General features: G+C 45.2%; 12 protein-coding genes. 10 read left to right on the forward strand and 2 right to left on the reverse strand.

Annotation, left to right across the window (positions count from 1 at the left end; genetic code table 11):
• The first annotated feature begins 3 nt into the window (after window positions 1-3).
• The 5 genes from F0475_RS10225 to F0475_RS10245 all read left to right on the forward strand — a co-directional run bounded on the left by F0475_RS10225 (window position 4) and on the right by F0475_RS10245 (window position 10,871).
• Window positions 4-1,431 carry a PKD-like domain-containing protein gene (locus F0475_RS10225; protein ID WP_036894880.1) on the forward strand — a complete coding sequence of 476 codons (1,428 nt, stop codon included), beginning with the start codon at window positions 4-6 and terminating at the stop codon, window positions 1,429-1,431.
• Between the two features lie 12 nt (window positions 1,432-1,443).
• The gene (locus tag F0475_RS10230) at window positions 1,444-3,990 is read left to right on the forward strand and encodes a zinc-dependent metalloprotease (RefSeq protein WP_155716588.1); all 2,547 of its coding nucleotides are present in this window, start codon (window positions 1,444-1,446) and stop codon (window positions 3,988-3,990) included.
• Complete coding sequence (locus F0475_RS10235) at window positions 3,987-6,530, forward strand: zinc-dependent metalloprotease (protein WP_155716557.1); 2,544 nt, start codon at window positions 3,987-3,989, stop codon at window positions 6,528-6,530. The genes F0475_RS10230 and F0475_RS10235 overlap by 4 nt, the downstream gene beginning before the upstream one ends.
• 546 nt (window positions 6,531-7,076) lie before the next feature.
• On the forward strand, window positions 7,077-8,366 hold the full coding sequence (serS, locus tag F0475_RS10240) for a serine--tRNA ligase (RefSeq protein ID WP_004384262.1): 1,290 nt from the start codon (window positions 7,077-7,079) through the stop codon (window positions 8,364-8,366).
• A gap of 132 nt (window positions 8,367-8,498) precedes the next feature.
• A complete protein-coding gene (locus tag F0475_RS10245) occupies window positions 8,499-10,871 on the forward strand; it encodes a bifunctional dihydroorotate dehydrogenase B NAD binding subunit/NADPH-dependent glutamate synthase (protein WP_155716558.1) in 2,373 nt (790 codons plus the stop codon).
• A 730-nt stretch (window positions 10,872-11,601) separates the two neighbouring features.
• On the opposite strand, the gene F0475_RS10250 is transcribed toward F0475_RS10245, so the two are convergent.
• Window positions 11,602-12,405 carry a Cof-type HAD-IIB family hydrolase gene (locus F0475_RS10250; protein ID WP_155716559.1) on the reverse strand — a complete coding sequence of 268 codons (804 nt, stop codon included), beginning with the start codon at window positions 12,403-12,405 and terminating at the stop codon, window positions 11,602-11,604.
• Window positions 12,406-12,601: 196 nt separating this feature from the next.
• Between F0475_RS10250 and F0475_RS10255 the strand changes: the two genes are divergently transcribed.
• Window positions 12,602-13,618 (forward strand): class II fructose-bisphosphate aldolase, encoded by a 1,017-nt coding sequence (locus tag F0475_RS10255; RefSeq protein ID WP_155716560.1) that lies wholly within the window; start codon window positions 12,602-12,604, stop codon window positions 13,616-13,618.
• A 186-nt stretch (window positions 13,619-13,804) separates the two neighbouring features.
• Here the strand turns inward: F0475_RS10255 and F0475_RS10260 are convergent, their stop codons facing one another.
• Window positions 13,805-15,322 carry an NAD(P)H-hydrate dehydratase gene (locus F0475_RS10260; RefSeq protein WP_155716561.1) on the reverse strand — a complete coding sequence of 506 codons (1,518 nt, stop codon included), beginning with the start codon at window positions 15,320-15,322 and terminating at the stop codon, window positions 13,805-13,807.
• Between the two features lie 92 nt (window positions 15,323-15,414).
• On the opposite strand from F0475_RS10260, the gene hpt reads away from it, so the two are divergent.
• From hpt to pgeF, 4 genes are all read left to right on the forward strand, one after another.
• Complete coding sequence (gene hpt, locus F0475_RS10265; protein ID WP_155716562.1) at window positions 15,415-15,954, forward strand: hypoxanthine phosphoribosyltransferase; 540 nt, start codon at window positions 15,415-15,417, stop codon at window positions 15,952-15,954.
• Between the two features lie 6 nt (window positions 15,955-15,960).
• Complete coding sequence (locus F0475_RS10270) at window positions 15,961-16,533, forward strand: adenylate kinase (protein WP_155716563.1); 573 nt, start codon at window positions 15,961-15,963, stop codon at window positions 16,531-16,533.
• A 116-nt stretch (window positions 16,534-16,649) separates the two neighbouring features.
• On the forward strand, window positions 16,650-17,819 hold the full coding sequence (obgE, locus tag F0475_RS10275; protein ID WP_009435576.1) for a GTPase ObgE: 1,170 nt from the start codon (window positions 16,650-16,652) through the stop codon (window positions 17,817-17,819).
• Window positions 17,812-18,591, forward strand: a complete 780-nt coding sequence (gene pgeF, locus F0475_RS10280; RefSeq protein ID WP_155716564.1) for a peptidoglycan editing factor PgeF — start codon at window positions 17,812-17,814, stop codon at window positions 18,589-18,591. The genes obgE and pgeF overlap by 8 nt, the downstream gene beginning before the upstream one ends.
• Window positions 18,592-18,594: the final 3 nt, after the last annotated feature.

Raw genomic sequence — 18,594 nt, forward strand, 5'->3', positions numbered from 1 at the left:
AGTATGATAAAGAAATATTTATATGTATTGGCACTATCTGCCCTTACCTTCACCTCATGTATTAAGGATGACTCTACTGCGGGGGGCGACTCTGTATCAGTGATAAGTCTTCAGAATCCTCTTGAAAGTACTTACACATTGGATCAGAACGATACTCTTAAGATCAATCCAACCGTCTTGCAGACCAATGGAGACAAACCTCTTACTTACGAATGGGAGGTTAATCATAAGCTAGTATCGAACGATTCGAAGCTAGTCTACCCTTGTAACAAGTCGGGAGAGTACAAAGCTCGCTTGCGTGTAAGCAATGGTCAGAACATTCAAATCTATGAGTTCAATGTCAATGTAGAGTATGCTTACACCAAGGGAATCTATCTCTTGGCTGATAACAACAATCAAACCATCTTGTCATACGTCCCAACTGAGGATGTAAAGAAGTCCTTCAAGTTGGATGTATTGGCTGATAACAACCCTAATGTCAGCTTTGGTGCGCCACGCTCAATGGCTTTCAGTAGGACATTCGATAGTCAGAAGGCAAACATCCTGTTCCTTGCTGCAGGCAACCCATCGAAGATTTATCAGCTAGATGGCTATGAGATGGTATCGATCTTCAATACTTCTGTTGGTGAGAAGGTCAATCAGTTAGTGGCAAGTTCGGATGATAGTCGACCCAAGGTGATGGCTATTACTGATCATAACCTCTATTCTCTTGATGTGAATTCAACCAATCTTCGAACACAGACATCACGTTTCAATGGTGCTGTCAGTGGTAACGTCACACTTGCCAATTACATGACTCCATGGTGGAGAGAGGACTTGTTCTATGCACATGGCGATGCTTACTTCGACAATTCACATGGTGCTCTTCTCACAATGGCGATTGAGAACACCTCAATACCAGCCGAGATCCTTAAAGGAACATTCTCTGGTGACACCTTGGTAGGTATGGCTAGCATTAATAGGCAGCGCCATCTCGCCCTCATCACATGCCAGAAGAGCACGGGAACATTCTATTTCAACTATATCAACCCAGGCTATTATTCGTCTGACGCAACCAAGCGCATTGCTGCAAATGTACTATATCGTATAGCTATGCCAGCGTCAACTGGAATTGAAAATGGCTCTGTTGTGCGTTCAGCACGTAGTAAGAACATCGTTTACTACACGAAGGGTAACGCTGTATATGCACATAACGTCCTAGCAAACGGAACCTTCCCTACGGCTCCACTCATTAGTGTTGGCAATAGCACGGAGACGATAGTTGACATGGTATTCTCCGATGATGACAACCTTATATATATAGCAACTAACGACCCATCAAGCACTATGCAGGGCAGTCTTTACTGTTATGACGCCCAGACTAATAGTCTACGTTGGTCGAAACAGCATATCACTAAGAGGATTGTGAAGGCACTATACAGAAACAAATAAACATTAATGATAATGAATATCTCACATTGGAAACCATTACTGGGAGGGACTTTTGCGTTCCTCCTAGTATTGCATGGTACTGTAGTTAAGGCTGATGACAATAAGTCGAAGGACTCTTCTAAAGCCAAGAAGGAGACGAAGTACGATCGACTCTTTAAGGACAAGAAGACCGAGACAGCGCGTAGTAAGTTCATCACTGTCTACAAGCAAGACAACAAAATCTACTTTGAATTACCGCGAACACTGCTTAAGAAGCAGATGATATTAGGTGGCACGATCACGTCAACGACCGACCCTACAACGGTGACAGTCGGTTCGACGAGTGCTAACCCAGTACTCTTTTATTTCGACATACAGGATAGCTCGGTGGTAATGAAGACCCCGAACAATGTTCTCTTTCAGTCGAATGCCTCCTCACCAGAGCTTTCTAGCGCCCTAGCACTCAACTATCGCGATGGTATCTGGCAGGGTTTTAACATCATGGCATATAACAATGACAGTACAGCAGTAGTCTTCGACGTTACCTCCTTACTAGGGAAACCAACCAACCTACTGCCTGTTATGCCAACACGTAATGGTAAGTATTCTATCAAGGCAACGCCTAAGTCAGAGCTTTCTTTTATAAGAGGTATAAAGAGCTTTGATACTAACTTGTCCATTAATAACGACTTCTCCTATGGCGTTTCCACCTCTTTAATGTCTATGCCGGTAGGTGGTGAGCGTCCAACAACAGTAGGTGTAAGTTATAGCCTAGCCCTTGTTCCCGAGTCAGCTATGCGTCCTCGTATTATGGATTCACGCATTGGCGTTGATTATTCTGCTCGATTAGGAATACCCGTGGAAGGGGCTGGAACTAAGAAAATCTACTATTCTCACCGTTGGAATCTTGTGCCACGTGATAAGAAAGCATACGCTAAAGGCAAACTAAGTGAGCCTGTTCAGCCTATCCGCTTCTATCTTGATAACACCTTTCCAGAGGCTTGGAAGAAACCTATCAGAGAGGGTGTTCTTGCGTGGAACAAGGCTTTTGAGAAGATTGGATATCGAAATGCAATAGAGGTGGTAGACTTCCCTAAGGATCAAGAAGACTTCGACCCAGACAACGTGCAGTACTCTTGTATTAGGTATATCCCTAGTGGTTCTTCATCCGAACCATCGAGTGACAAGTATGTAAACCCTAATACTGGAGAGATCATGAGTGCGTCAATGTTTATCTATTCTGACGTTGAACGCTCTCTGCATAAGCGTCGTTTGGTTGAGACAGGAGCCGTTGATCCATCTGTGAGAGGCAACCGCTTGAATGCAGCTCAGTTTGCTGAAGGGTTGAAGCTACTTGTGATGAGAGAGATGGGAAGTATGTTGGGATTGCAAGCTAACCCTGGTGCGTCATCTACTTACCCTACTGATTCTTTGCGTAATGCACGTTTCACCACAACCATGGGACTAACGCCATCGGTTATGGATGACGTCGATTATAATTATGTGGCACAACCCACAGACCATGGTGTACGCCTTACTCAAACCGATTTAGGCATGTATGACTATTTCACCATTGATTGGAACTATCGTTACTTCGACCCTTCTACTGTCTCTATCAACGATGAGACAAAGACACTCGAGGCTTTCGTCGATAAGAAGATACAGAACCCTCGCTATCGTTTCTACGCTGAACGCAATGGCAAGTGGGACCCACGTGTGCAGCAAGGTGCGCTCGGCAATGACATGATTGAGACTGCCAACCTTGCCAACAAGAACTACTCTATTGTTGAATCGAACCTCTCTAAGTGGATAAAGAACGATGAGGACACGCGAATCAAGGATCAGCTCTATCTCCAGATATCACAGAATCGATACGAAGTATTCAAACATGTGCTTAGTAACGTGGGTGGTATGTACCTTAACAACATGAAGGTTTCAAGTGGAATAGCGCAATATCAGGTCGTACCTAAGGATCTTCAGCGTCGCTCCATGCTGTGGTGTCTACAACAGGCAACCAACTTCACCAAGTATGCTAACCGCAACTACGAGCGCAAAGGGTTCTTATCTGTTAGCTACTATGACCAGTCTTTGGAGTTCCTAGGCTATGATTTGCTTGCAGCTCGGCTTCGTGTGGCTGTTACCTCTTACTTGAATCCAAACAGCTATACGCAGAAGGAGTACTTTGATGACCTCTATGATGGTATCTTCAAGAGCGTTGCTCAAATGCGCACACCCTCTCAGAGCGAGCGAGTTCTGCAACGCACATTCATGAATTATGCGCAGAATGTAGTCTCAAAAGCCACTGGTAATGGTGGTTCTGAGGGTGGCTCAGGCAGTCGTTCGGCGTTGAAAGATGACGACATGGGCGCTACACCAGGTTTTGGAGACCCTTCACAGAATCTCGCCCCAACAGTGGATATCACTGTAGCAGACAACTCTGAGCTTTATTTCTATAATTGTCTGGCTAAGTTAAAACCAGCTTTGGAGAAGTGCCTAAAGGCTAACTTGCCCTTAGAAGCACGCACCCACTATGAGATGTTGCTCTTCAAAGTGAACAAGACAATGGAGGTTAAGAAATGAGAAAACTATTCATTCCATCTAAGAGAACGGCTGCCATCAGCTTACTAGCGGTTGGCTTGCTAAGTATCTCACTCTCGGCGCAGGCTTTCCCACTCTTTAAAAAGAAGAAGAAAGATACGAAGACAACCACAACTGTGGTGAAGAAAGATGCTTACGAGCGACTCCTTACAGAACAGAAGACCGACTCTGCCCGAGGTCCTTTCGTCTCTCTCTATCGAACGGAAGAGAAACTTTACGTCGAACTCCCCCCTTCTTCCCTCAATCGTGATATGTTGCTAGGGGCAACCATCTCGTCAGTATCTAGTCCGCAATATGCCGAATTAGGTACACGAGCAGGCTCTGTTTCTCATATCCGATTCGTTCAGAAGGATAGTTCTATCGTCATGCAGGCTGTCAATTCAGAGTTGCTTGATGCCTTACCAACGCCAATGGCAAAGGAAGCTGAGGCTACTAACTATCGTAACCTCGACCTCTATTCCTTCCCAATCAAGGCTCGTAACAAGAAAACAGGTGGTATCGTCTTCGATGCCTCATCGTTCTTCTTGCGTGAAAGTAAGTATTTCCCCGTTATCGCCAAGATAGCCGGTCCTTACAGAGTGGATGCCGAATTGAAACCCGAATGGATAAAGGTTACTGCGTTAAAGTCCTTTGAGTCCAACGCATGTATTAAGATGGAACGTAACTACGTAGCCAACATGACGGGCAATAGTGGTAGTGTGGCAATCAGCAATCAACCGGTATCCATCGGTGTTGAATTTACATTAGCTCTATTGCCAGAGGATAAGATGACGCCTCGACTTAGCGATGTCCGACTAGGTTACTTCTTAACTCCTAAGGCAATAGTTAACGATGGACTCATTGAGCATGCGAGCTTTATTAATAGGTGGCGAGTAGAGCCGAAGGACCCTGCCGCATACTTTGCAGGGAAGCTCTCAGAGCCTAAGAAGCCGATTGTTTACTATATCGACAACAACTTCCCACCGCTTTGGAAGAAGGCAATTAGGAACTCCGTTCTGCGTTGGAACGCTGCTTTTGAACGCATAGGATTTAAGAATGTCATGCAGGTAAGGGACTTCCCAACGGATGACCCGAGCTTTGATCCAGATAATTTCAAGTACTCTTGCATACGTTACTTGCCTACTGCCACAGAGAATGCAATGGGTCCGTCATGGATTGATCCACGCACGGGTGAAATCATCACAGCCACTGTCTTGGTTTATAACGACGTGGTCAACGTCATTAATAGTTGGCGTTTTATCCAGACAGCACAGCTCGATCCCGCTGCTCGAACGCTCAATATGCCTGATAGCATACTAGAGGCTTCGCTCGAATATATCGTTGGTCACGAGGTTGGTCATACACTCGGATTAATGCACAATATGGCTGCTTCAGCCGCTATACCTACTGACTCGTTACGCTCGGTGGACTTCACTCATAAGTACGGCACCACAGCCTCTATCATGGACTATGCCCGTTTCAATTACGTTGCACAGCCTTCTGATAAGGGCGTATCGCTTACGCCACCTATTCTCGGCGTCTATGACAAGTATGCCATAGAGTGGGGTTATCGTGTATTCCCTAACTCTAAAGGCTTTCGCGACGATATTAAGCCTTTGCAGGAACTTGTGGCTCGACACGAAACCGACCCTATGTACCGTTATGGATTGCAACAGTCGCGTTATCGTTATGACCCTACTGCGATTGAGGAGGACCTTGGTAGCGATGCAATCAAGTCGAGTACCTATGGTTTGAAGAACCTTGAATACATCCTCCAGCACTTTGATGAGTGGATACCAGATGGTGAGGACGGGGCTAGAAAGGCGAAACTCTATCGTCAAATAGTGTCCCAGGCTTATGGTTACTCACGCAATGTTTATGCCTTGATAGGCGGTATCAAACTCTATCAAACGACCGAGTCTTCAGGGCTTCCACGCTATGAAGTCGTATCAAAGGAACGCCAACGTGCAGCTGCAATGTGGCTCTTGGAGGAGGCTCGAAAGTTCGGTAAACGAGGGATAACAAGTCTTGAAGATAGATTGCCACAGGTTAATTCGCATCCTTATAAGATGTTGGCAAGTGGCATACAAGAGATGGCTATGTCTGCAACAGCACGTTTGGCACTCAGTTACTATGCCGATTCCACATCCTATTCGCCCTTGGAATATAACGAGGATGTCTATAACAACGTATGGAGAAAGACGATTGCAGGTGAAGAGTCACTCGATGATGACGATATTGCCATGGAGCGTTTATACGTGGAACGACTCAGGTCGAACGTTATGGAAGTGAAGCAGATGGGTAGGGTACGCAGCCTTCGCAACGACAAAGAAGACGTATCCTTCCTCGGTTTCGGAACGGGTTATGGCGATCCAGAAACGATGTGGACAGAGACCATCGACCGCACTGCTGAGTATGTGTTCCACTATGCGCAGAAGTTGAAAACACTCCTTGCTGAGCGTATCAAGACCACGAGTAACAGTACACTCAAGTCGCAATACGAATTGATGTATGCGCGTGTTCAACGCTACATGAACGAATAAATCGTATAGAAGGAGAGCCTCACTCACAACCTATCTACAGCCTCACCCCCGACAATAACAGGCTTACCACCAGCCTATCTACAGCCTCTCCCCCGTCCCCTCTCCGAATGGAGAGGGGCGTGAATACTGCTAGTAGGATGAGAGAGGATGGTTAACGGGAATAGAGGTAATCATATTCTAGAATTAAAGAAAACGCCCTTCTCGATTGGAGAAGGGCGTTTCTTCGTTATGAAGAGAGCCTTTCCTTGCATCAAAGAAACGCCCCCTTTATCTGCAAACAATAGTATTCACTCCCCTCTCCATTCGGAGAGGGGTTGGGGGAGAGGCTCTTCCTTATCTGCAAACAATAGTATTCACTCCCCTCTCCATTCGGAGAGGGGCTGGGGGAGAGGCTGTAGGTGGGTTGGGGGAGAGGCTGTAGATGGACGGGAGATAGGCTGCTTCTCTCCCTTAAACAGCAAATAAGTGCAGTAAACATGATTGACTTCTAGAAGATTTTTGTAACTTTGCTCTCAGATAAATAACAATCAAAAAGGATATAGATATATGCTTACATTAAAGCTTATAAGCGAAGAGACAGAGCGTGTCATCAAAGGATTGGAGAAGAAACACTTCTCTGGTGCACGTGAAGCAGTAGAGAAAGTATTGGAATATGACCGCTTGCGTCGTGAGACTCAGCAGAAACTTGACACCAATAAACAGCATCAGAACCAACTATCAAAGCAGATTGGTCAACTGATGAAGGACGGTAAGAAGGATGAAGCTAACAATATAAAAGAAGAGGTGGCAGAGCTTAAATCGGCCGACAAAGCACTCCAGGAGATCATGGAGAATGCCCAGAAGGAGATGACCGAGGTGCTTTTAACCATTCCAAACATCCCTAACGACGATGTTCCAGAGGGCAAGGACGCTAACGACAACGTTGTTGTTAAGGAGGGCGGAACGAAGCCTAACCTCCCAGCTGACGCCCAATGCCACTGGGATCTATTGAAGAAGTTCAACTTAGTTGACTTCGACTTAGGTGTGAAGATAACGGGTGCTGGCTTCCCATTGTACATCGGTAAGATGGCAAGATTCCAACGTGCTCTAGAGGCATTCTTCCTTGATGAGGCACGAAAGAGCGGCTATCTTGAGGTGCAACCACCATTGGTTGTTAATCAAGACTCCGGTCTTGGCACTGGTCAGTTGCCTGATAAAGAGGGTCAGATGTACCATGCTAACCTCGATGATCTATACTTGATTCCAACGGCAGAGGTGCCTGTTACCAATATATTCCGTGATGAGATTCTTGACGAGAAAGAGCTTCCGATTAAGCGTTGTGCTTACTCTGCTTGCTTCCGTCGAGAGGCTGGTAGCTATGGAAAAGACGTGCGTGGACTGAATCGTCTACACCAGTTTGATAAGGTGGAGATCGTGCGCATTGATAAGCCAGAACACTCTTATGAGTCATTGGATGAGATGTTGAACCATGTAGAAGGTCTATTGAAAAAGCTCGAATTACCCTATCACATCCTTCGTCTCTGCGGTGGTGACATGAGCTTCACATCGGCTATCTGCTATGATTTCGAGGTATGGAGTGCAGCCCAAGAACGCTGGTTGGAGGTGTCAAGTGTATCTAACTTCGAGAGTTACCAAGCGAATCGTTTGCATTGTCGTTACCGTCATGCAGAGGATAAGAAGATAGAGTTGTGCCACACACTGAATGGTTCGGCACTTGCCTTACCACGCATTGTTGCGGCAATCATAGAGAACAATCAAACCCCAGAGGGTATACGTGTTCCGAAGGTGCTCGTACCTTATTGCGGCTTTGAAATGCTCGACGATAAGATGGACTAAGCCTTAGCCCACTAATACGGAACAACGAACAAGACATAACCTAACAATCAACCTTTTAACAAAACTCATCCCTCGTGGATCCTAATCCCCCCTCTCCAAGCGGAGAGGGGACGTGGATGAGCCCTTTAGACTATGAACAAGATTATAAGCAAGAAGCAGTTTTCTGAGAAGGTGTTTTGTATTGAAGTAGAGGCACCACTCATAGCTCGTAGTTGTCGACCAGGCAACTTTATCATCGTACGTGTTGATCATCACAGTGAGAGAGTACCATACACCATTGCCAAAGCTGACGCCCAGAAGGGTACGTTGACAATGGTTATTCAAGAGGTGGGACGCTCTTCGACGAAGCTTTGCCAACTAGAGGTTGGAGATGAGATAGTCGATATTGTCGGTCCTTTGGGCACCCCTTCTCGCATTGAGAAATATGGTACAGTCGTATGTGCGGGAGGTGGTATTGGTATTGCAGCAATACTCCCTATCCTCACAGCTCTTAAGCAAGCTGGCAACAAGGTAATATCTGTTTTGGCTGGAAGAAGCAAGGAACTTGTTATCATGGTGGACGATGTTCGACAGTACTCAGACGAGGTGATCATCATGACGGATGATGGTTCTTATGGTGAGAAGGGCGTTGTCACGGTGGGAGTTGAGAAGGTGATTCAACGTGAGCATGTCGATAAGGTGTTGGCGATTGGACCTCCTATTATGATGAAATTCACCTCACTCTTGGCAAAAAAATACGGCATTCCGAACGATGTGTCACTGAATACTATCATGGTGGATGGCACTGGTATGTGTGGTGCTTGTCGATTGACTATTGGTGGAAAGACCAAGTTTGTCTGCATTGACGGACCAGAGTTTGACGGCGACTTAGTCGATTGGGACGAGATGTTTAAGCGTATGGGCACCTTCAAGGAGATTGAGGCTAAGGACATGGCTGTGCCTAATCCTGCTGATAAGAAGGGTTCCGACCATTCTAGCTCGTCTATTAATAATGTGGGAGATGAGGCTTCTGCGGATAGTGAGAAATCATCTTCTATCGACAAAAACAGCGTTTCTACCGATGAAGCAAACGAACCCGAAGAGGTTTGGCGCAAAGCTCTTCGCAAAGAGTTGAAGCCTAAGGAGCGTACAGCCATCCCTCGTGTGCAGATGCCGGAACTTGATCCTGCCTATCGTGCAACGACCCGTTTGGAGGAAGTAAACATCGGTTTGACCCCCGAAATGGCTATGCAAGAGGCGAAGCGATGCCTCGATTGCCCGAAACCAACGTGTGTGGAAGGGTGCCCAGTGGGCATTCATATCCCCGACTTCATCAAACATATAGAGCATGGAGACTTCCTTCAAGCAGCTAGCATACTAAAGGAAACATCGGCATTGCCCGCTGTTTGCGGTCGTGTATGCCCACAGGAAAAGCAGTGCGAGAGCCGTTGTATCCATCTAAAGATGAACTCTCCCGCTGTAGCCATTGGTTATCTCGAGCGTTTCGCAGCCGACTATGAGCGTGAGAGTGGGCAGATGACCTTACCAAAAATAGCCCCCTCGACGGGTATTAAGGTAGCTGTTGTGGGTTCAGGACCATCTGGTTTGAGCTTTGCAGGCGATATGGTAAAGCGTGGATATGAGGTTTATGTGTTCGAAGCATTGCATGAGATCGGTGGCGTACTCAAGTATGGTATCCCCGAATTCCGCCTCCCTAACAGGATAGTAGATGTAGAGATTGAGAACCTCCGACGTATGGGTGTCCACTTCCAAACAGACACGATTGTGGGTAAGACTATCAGTATTGACGAATTGAAGGAGATGGGTTTTAAAGGCATATTTGTAGGTTCCGGAGCTGGCTTACCGAACTTTATGGGCATTGAAGGAGAGAACTCTATCAACATACTCTCTAGTAACGAATACCTCACGAGAGTAAACCTCATGGATGCAGCTAACCCCGAAACGGACACGCCACTCATAATAGGTAAGAGGGTTCTAGTTATAGGAGGAGGCAACACAGCGATGGACTCCTGCCGTACAGCTAAGCGTCTTGGGGCAGATGTGACATTGGTATACAGACGTTCAGAAGCAGAGATGCCTGCACGACTGGAGGAGGTGAAACACGCCAAAGAAGAGGGTGTTCATTTCCTCACGTTACATAATCCTCAATCGTACAAAGCCGATGAGAAGGGTCGCGTCTGTGCTGCGGTATTGGATGTGATGAGGCTTGGTGAGCCTGATGCTAGTGGGCGTCGACGTCCAGAGGTAACGGGCGAGACGGTGACAGTGGAGTGCGATCAAGTGATTGTGGCAGTAGGAGTTTCACCGAACCCGTTGGTTCCGAAGTCTATTGAAGGGCTTGAGTTAGGTCGTAAGAACACGATAGTTGTCAGCGACCAGATGCAGAGTTCGCGTCCAGAGATATATGCTGGTGGTGACATTGTACGTGGTGGTGCGACTGTTATCCTCGCTATGGGCGATGGTAGAAGAGCCGCAGCTAGTATGGCAGAAAGGCTCGCTTTGTAATCCAAAGCTATGAGTGCTTAGACAGAGTAACATAGTTTCTAAGACATAAGGATATAGTTTTTTTAGACAAAATGACATAAGGACATATTGTTTTAATGACATATTTTAAAGACATAATAATATAGTAACAATGTGCTTAGTAACAGAGGTTTAAGACAGAAGGACATGTTTTTTTAGACAAAATGACATAAGGACATATTGTTTTAATGACGTGTTTCTTAGGCTGAGTAATATAGGGTTACGAGGTGTACGAGTATAAGATAGCAAATAAGGAAAGGCTCTTCTCAAATGGAGAAGAGCCTTTCTTCCTATCCAAAAGAGCCTTTCTTCAATGTGACGAAACGCCCTCTTTATCTGCAAATAATGGTTTTCACTCCCCTCTCCATTCGGAGAGGGGTTGGGGGTGAGGCTTCTTCTCAAATGGAGAAGAGCCTTTCCTTGTTTTTGTCCTTTCGTTATTAGGATTCGTGTTCCTATGTTACTATGTCTTTAAAGTATGTCCTTCAACCAATATGTTTTTATGTCATTTTGTCTAAAAAACCATGTCCTTCTGTCTTAATAATAAGTCCTTCAACCAATATGTCCTTATGTCATTTTGTCTAAAAAACCATGTCCTTCTGTCTTAATAATATGTCCTTAAACCAATATGTCTTTATGTCATTTTGTCTAAAAAAACATGTCCTTCTGTCTAATTAACCACAACCTAGAATAGTGAACATTGCATTTTGAATTAGATAAATTGCTCAACAACATGTGCAACACCATCTTCTTCGTTCGATAATGTTACGTAATCGGCTTCGGATTGAATGTCTTTTGCAGCGTTCGCCATAGCTACCCCGAGTCCTGCAAAGCGTATCATACTCAGGTCGTTATAACCATCACCACAGGCGATAACCTCCTCTTTGGTGATACCGAGTATAGTGATTAAGCGGTTGAGCGACTGTGCTTTGTCGATACCTAAGGGTACACACTCTAAGAAGTAATCGGCTGAACGATAGAGTTCCATCTGTCCTTTCAGTTGAGCAAGTAGACTTAACTCTAGTTGATGGAGCTTAGTTGGCTCGCCAACAATCAGACATTTATTAATAGGATAGACCAGTTGGCGGAGGAAGTCATCGTATTGAACGACGGGCATCTTATTGATGTGCGCCTCAATCTGTACATATTTATCATCCTTTTGAGTGGCTGCAATCCCCTCACCTTGGTAAGTTAGAATCTGTAAACCAGCCTTTTTCGCCCCTTCATAGAGCATGGGAACGAGCTTCTCATCTAACTTCTGTTCAAATAAAACACGATTGTTCGTGCAGTCAATAATCTTTCCTCCGTTGTAAGCGAGGATGAATCCGCCATGAGTCTTTAGTTCCAACTCCTCAGCAAGAGGAATGATTCCGTAAGTGGGACGCCCCGATGCCAATACAATATGCACGCCCTTTGCCTGCGCTTGCATAAGAGCTTCCTTCGTTTTAGGCGTTATCTCCTTCTTATTATTCGTCAGTGTGCCATCGAGATCGAGCACAATCATCTTATACTTCATATATCCTTTACACTTAATCATTAGTCATTTGTATGCAAAGATACATATAAGTCGAGTCCAGGTAATAGTTAATTACGCAATTTAACACTTGCACTTCATTTAATAGCTATCATATCTTGGCTATCAGAAAATAATGTCGTACTTTTGCAAGTAACAATAGGTATTGACTTATTTCATTATTAAAACATAATTAATTATGGCAGTAGTAGATTACAAGAAATTAGGTCTCGTGAACACACGTGAGATGTTCAAGAGAGCAATCAAAGGCGGTTATGCAATCCCAGCATTCAACTTCAATAACCTTGAGCAGCTTCAGGCAATCATCAAGGCATCATCAGAACTAAAGTCACCAGTTATCCTTCAGGTATCTAAGGGTGCCCGCAAGTATGCTAACCAGACTTTACTTCGTTACCTTGCAGAGGGTGCAGTAGAGTACGCAAAGGAGTTGGGTTGCCATCATCCAGAGATTGTTCTTCACCTAGACCATGGTGATAGCTTCGAGACATGTAAGTCTTGTGTAGACTTCGGATTCTCTTCTGTAATGATTGATGGTTCTGCTCTTCCATACGAGGAGAATATCGCTTTGACAAAGAAGGTAGTAGAGTATGCACATCAGTTCGACGTAACTGTAGAGGCAGAACTTGGTGTTCTCGCTGGTGTTGAGGATGATGTTGTAGCTGAGGTATCACACTATACAAAGCCAGAAGAGGTTGTTGACTTCGCTACTCGCACTGGTTGTGACTCATTGGCTATCTCTATTGGTACTTCTCATGGTGCTTACAAGTTCACTCCAGAGCAGTGTACACGTGACCCGAAGACTGGTCGTTTGATTCCTCCTCCATTGGCTTTCGACGTTCTCGCAGCCATCGAGAAGCAGCTCCCAGGCTTCCCAATCGTTCTTCACGGCTCTTCTTCTGTTCCACAGGAGTATGTTGACATCATCAACGAGCATGGTGGTAAGTTGCCAAACGCTGTTGGTATTCCTGAAGATCAGCTCCGTCAGGCAGCTAAGAGTGCTGTATGTAAGATCAACATCGACTCTGACTCACGTCTTGCATTTACTGCAGGTGTACGTCAGACATTCGATGAGCACCCAGAGTACTTCGACCCACGTCAGTACTGCGGAAAGGCTCGTGAGTACATGGAAGACCTTTACAAGCATAAGATCACAGATGTTCTCGGTTCTGATAACAAGCTCGTTAACTGCGATTAATCATTAGTTATCGATCTATACGAGATCACATAAAAGATAGCGGTAGTTCCCTTTGTTGGGTGCTACCGCTATTCTTTTATATGTTTGTTCATCCTCTTTGGGATGGTTATAAAGCCCTTTAAAACATTCATCCCCACTTGGACTTGCCAAATGGGGATGACTTTTCACCTTATTATATAGTAACTTTTAATCGTCTAAATGTTGGAATGCTTTGGGGAGATAATTGATGATATCACTTGCAACAAGGCTCTCTTTGCCAAGTTCTTTAGCGGCAAGGTCGCCTGCAAGACCATGCAAATACATACCAACCATACAGGCATTCTGCTGATGATAACCACGTGCAAGAAGGGCGGTAATAATACCTGTGAGCACATCACCACTACCTGCTGTTGCCATTCCGCTGTTACCCGTTGGATTGAAGATTACGTTTCCGTTGGGTAAGCAAAGTGCACTATTGTGACCTTTTAATATGATATAAGCCTGCAAAGACTTAGCGAGTTCGCAGGTTCGATGTAGACGTTCATAGTCGGCATTAGCGGGTGATCCCGTTAGACGATCAAGCTCTTTTGGATGTGGAGTCATGATGATTCCCTTTGGTAACTGCTGCATCCATGCACGATGACTAGCAAGGATATTCAAGGCATCAGCGTCCGCTACGATAGGACATTGTGCACGTCGAATCTGTGCAATCATCGCTATTGCGGTCGTTTCCTGGCGTCCCAAACCTGGTCCGATACCTAATGCGTCGAAGCCATCAGTGTCTACTGCTTCTGTGAAAGCGGTCTCTTCATGATCCATCTGAAGTACTGCCTCTGGGACAGCTATCTGCATGATATCATAGTTCTTCTTCGGTGTGATGGCAGTTACCTTACCAACTCCACTACGCAAGCAAGCACGTGTGGCAAGGACTGCCGCACCTGCCATTCCATAGCTTCCAGCAACGATAAGAGCATTACCCATGTTGCCTTTGTGAGCGAAGTCTTCGCGATGAAGGAGGCGAGAACGGATGTCATTCTCTTCGAGAACATAGTATTGTGCTTCCGTCTTTTGGATGTATTCGGGACTAAGTCGTATATCGAGAACTTTTAGTTTACCGATAAACTGCTGTGCATCTCCAAATAGGAAAGACAACTTCCGCTCGTGTAGTGTAAGTGTAAGATACGCATGGATGATATTCGCACGTACGTTATAAGTATTGTCCTCAGACATCAGTCCAGATGGCACATCAATACTTACGACCTTTGCAGGACTTTGATTGATGTACTTCACCAAAGATGCAAATCCACCAGCTAAAGGCTTGTTTAATCCTGAACCGAAGAGTCCATCAACAACAAGCATATCGGCTGTAAGTTCTGGAGGATCAAACTTGGCAGTTACTTCAATGAGGTCTTTTGCATGCTTACCATCAAGCAAACGCTGTCGATTCAGTACACAATCATCAGAGAGATGATTCGTGATATTGAAGAGATAAGTCTTAACTTTATACCCCTCATTTATCAGCAATCTAGCCACAGCAAGGGCGTCTCCACCATTGTTGCCAGGACCAGCAAAGACCACAACAGGCGTGTGAGTGGTCCATTCCTCAGTGATTGCATGAGTGATGGCTTTGGCTGCTCGCTCCATTAAGTCAATCGACTTAATGGGTTCATGCTCTATTGTATATCTGTCCAGTTCGTGTATCTGGGCGCTTGTAAATATCTTCATACTGATGGCAAAATTACAAAATTAATGCTAATCGGATATGTCTGTTTGCTATAAATTTCGTAATTTTGCGGAAAATAAAGATTTATATCATCATGAGTCGTGTAACTATTAAGGATAAAACGTTCGAGACATCCCTTCCTGAAAGAGAGATTCTAGAGAGAGTAAAGCAGGTAGCTAATCGTATTAATAAGGATTTTGAGGGAAAGACTCCGCTCTTTCTTGCGGTATTGAACGGCTCCTTCATGTATGCATCAGACTTAATGAAGAACATCACAATTCCATGTGAGATATCCTTCGTGAAGTTGGCATCTTATCAAGGAACAAGCTCTACTGGAGCCATTAAAGAGGTGATAGGTCTGAACAATGATATTAGTGGTCGTGAGGTTATCATAGTAGAAGATATTGTCGATACAGGTGCTACTATGGAACGAATGTTAGATACATTGAGAGCCCACAAGCCTGCTGGTCTTCACATCTGCACCTTATTGTTGAAGCCAGGTAAGCTCACAGTCCCATTGAATATAGAGTATGCAGCGTTTGAGATACCTAATGATTTTATTGTAGGTTATGGGCTCGACTATGACCAAGAGGGTCGTAATTTAAGAGATATTTATACGCTTGTAAAAGATTAAAGAATAATGAAGAATATTGTTATTTTTGGTGCGCCTGGTGCTGGAAAGGGTACTCAGAGCGACAAGATGATTGAGAAGTATGGTTTTGAACACATCTCTACTGGGGATGTACTTCGTAATGAAATCAAGAACGGAACAGAGTTAGGTAAGACTGCAAAGGGCTACATTGACAATGGTCAGCTTATACCAGATGAATTGATGGTAGACATCCTTGCAAGTGTTTATGATAGTTTTGGAAAGGATCACAAGGGTGTTATCTTTGATGGTTTCCCACGTACAATACCACAAGCGGAAGCACTGAAGAAGATGTTAGCAGAGCGTGGTCATAATGTTGCTGCAATGATTGAGTTGTTCGTACCAGAGGACGAGTTAATGCAGCGTTTGGTACTCCGTGGACAGCAAAGTGGTCGTTCTGATGACAACGAGGAGACAATCAAGAAGCGTCTTAATGTTTACCACACACAGACTTCACCATTGATTGAATGGTATGAGGGTGAGGGTATTCACCATCATGTAGAAGGCTTAGGTTCTGTTGATGAGATATTCAATAGAATTGCAGAGGTTATAGAACAACTATAATAACAAAGGCCTCCCCAAGCCCCTCCAAAGGAGGGGATGTCTGATTACCTCAAGTGGTAACTTAAACATCCCCTCCTTTGGAGGGGCTTGGGGAGGCTTCTCTTTAAATATATATAATGGATAGTAACTTCGTAGACTATGTAAAGATTTACTGTCGATCAGGTAAGGGTGGAAGAGGCTCTATGCACCTTCGTCATGTGAAGTACAACCCTAATGGCGGTCCTGATGGTGGTGATGGAGGTAAAGGCGGAAGCGTTTATCTGCGTGGTAACCATAACTATTGGACATTGCTTCACTTGAAGTATCAGCGTCATGTCTACGCCGAACATGGAGGCAATGGAGGCCGTGATAAGTGCCACGGAACGGATGGTAAGGATGTTTATATTGATGTCCCATGTGGTACGGTGGTATATGATGCCGAGACAGGAAAGTATGTCTGCGATGTTATGCACGATGGGCAGACGGTGATGTTGTTGAAAGGTGGACGAGGAGGATTGGGCAATTTCCAATTCAGAACATCGACAAACCAGGCTCCACGTTACGCCCAACCGGGTGAGCCAATGCAGGAGATGACGGTCATACTTGAGCTTAAACTCTTAGCCGATGTGGGACTTGTTGGATTCCCCAATGCCGGTAAGTCGACCTTGTTATCATCGCTTTCAAGTGCGAAACCAAAGATTGCCAATTACCCTTTCACTACAATGGAACCATCGTTGGGCATTGTTAGCTATCGTGATAATCAGAGTTTCGTGATGGCTGACATACCGGGTATTATCGAGGGAGCTAGCGAAGGAAAGGGACTCGGTTTGCGCTTCCTTCGTCATATTGAGCGCAACTCTCTCTTGCTCTTTATGGTGCCTGGTGATACGGATGATATCAAGAAGGAATATGAGATTCTACTCAATGAACTAAGGCAATTCAACCCTGAGATGCTCGATAAACATCGTGTCTTGGCGGTTACGAAGTGCGACTTACTGGACGAGGAACTCATCGAAATGCTCAAAGAAACATTACCCGATGACCTCCCTGTAGTATTCATTTCGGCTGTAACTGGTCAAGGGATTGATGATTTAAAGGACGTTCTTTGGAAGGAACTAAACGCTGAAAGCAATAAGTTGCAAGACATAACTTCAGAGGACACACTCGTTCATCGCGATAAAGATATGAGTCGTTTCGCTGCGGAATTGGCTGCAGAAGATGCCGACATAGACGATGTTGAGGAGGTTGGTATCGATGAATTGGATGAGGTGGAAGACCTTGATGACTTTGAATATACCAATGATTAAGCCCGTATTACACTATTATGACATTGCCAAAGGGGTTGTTGCTTTCAGCACAACTCGGCATGGTGGTGTCAGCAAGGGACAGCTTGCCACGCTGAACATCAACCCTCATCGTGGGGATGAGCCTACTGCTGTTGCCACAAACTTACAAGCTGTAGCAACCGAGATAGGGGTTGAGGCGGATAGATTTGTGCGCCTTCATCAGATACACGAAACCCATTGTCTGATCGTAACAAGCGATTTCTTCCAATTATCAAAGGCTCAACAAGCAGAAAAGGAAGAGGGGAAAGATGCCGTCATTACCGATTGTTGTAATGTTTGCATTGGTGTGCACACTGCTGATTGCGTACCTGTTCTCTTCTACGACCCCACTCATCACGCCATAGGAGCAGCCCATGCAGGGTGGAGGGGGACGGTGCAGCGTATCGCACAACACACCTTGAAGCACATGATGGAGCAATATGATACGAAGCCAGCAGAGCTTAAAGTCGTTATTGGACCCTGCATATCTGAAAAGAACTTTGAGGTAGGGCAGGAGGTATATGACGCCTTCGCCACAGCGAACTTCCCTATGGATCGTATTGCAAAGAGGCACGAGAAGTGGCATATAGACCTCCCTCTTTGCAACCAACTACAGCTTGAAGAGATGGGAGTTCCCGCCTCGAACATCCTTCAATCAGCTATTTGTACCTACGATAATGCCGATGACTTCTTCTCGGCACGAATCCTCAAAGAGGGTTTCGGAACCATTTATACGGGTATTGCTCTGCGTTAGTTT

This window comes from Prevotella vespertina (genome assembly GCF_009728485.1).
GTDB lineage: Bacteria > Bacteroidota > Bacteroidia > Bacteroidales > Bacteroidaceae > Prevotella > Prevotella vespertina.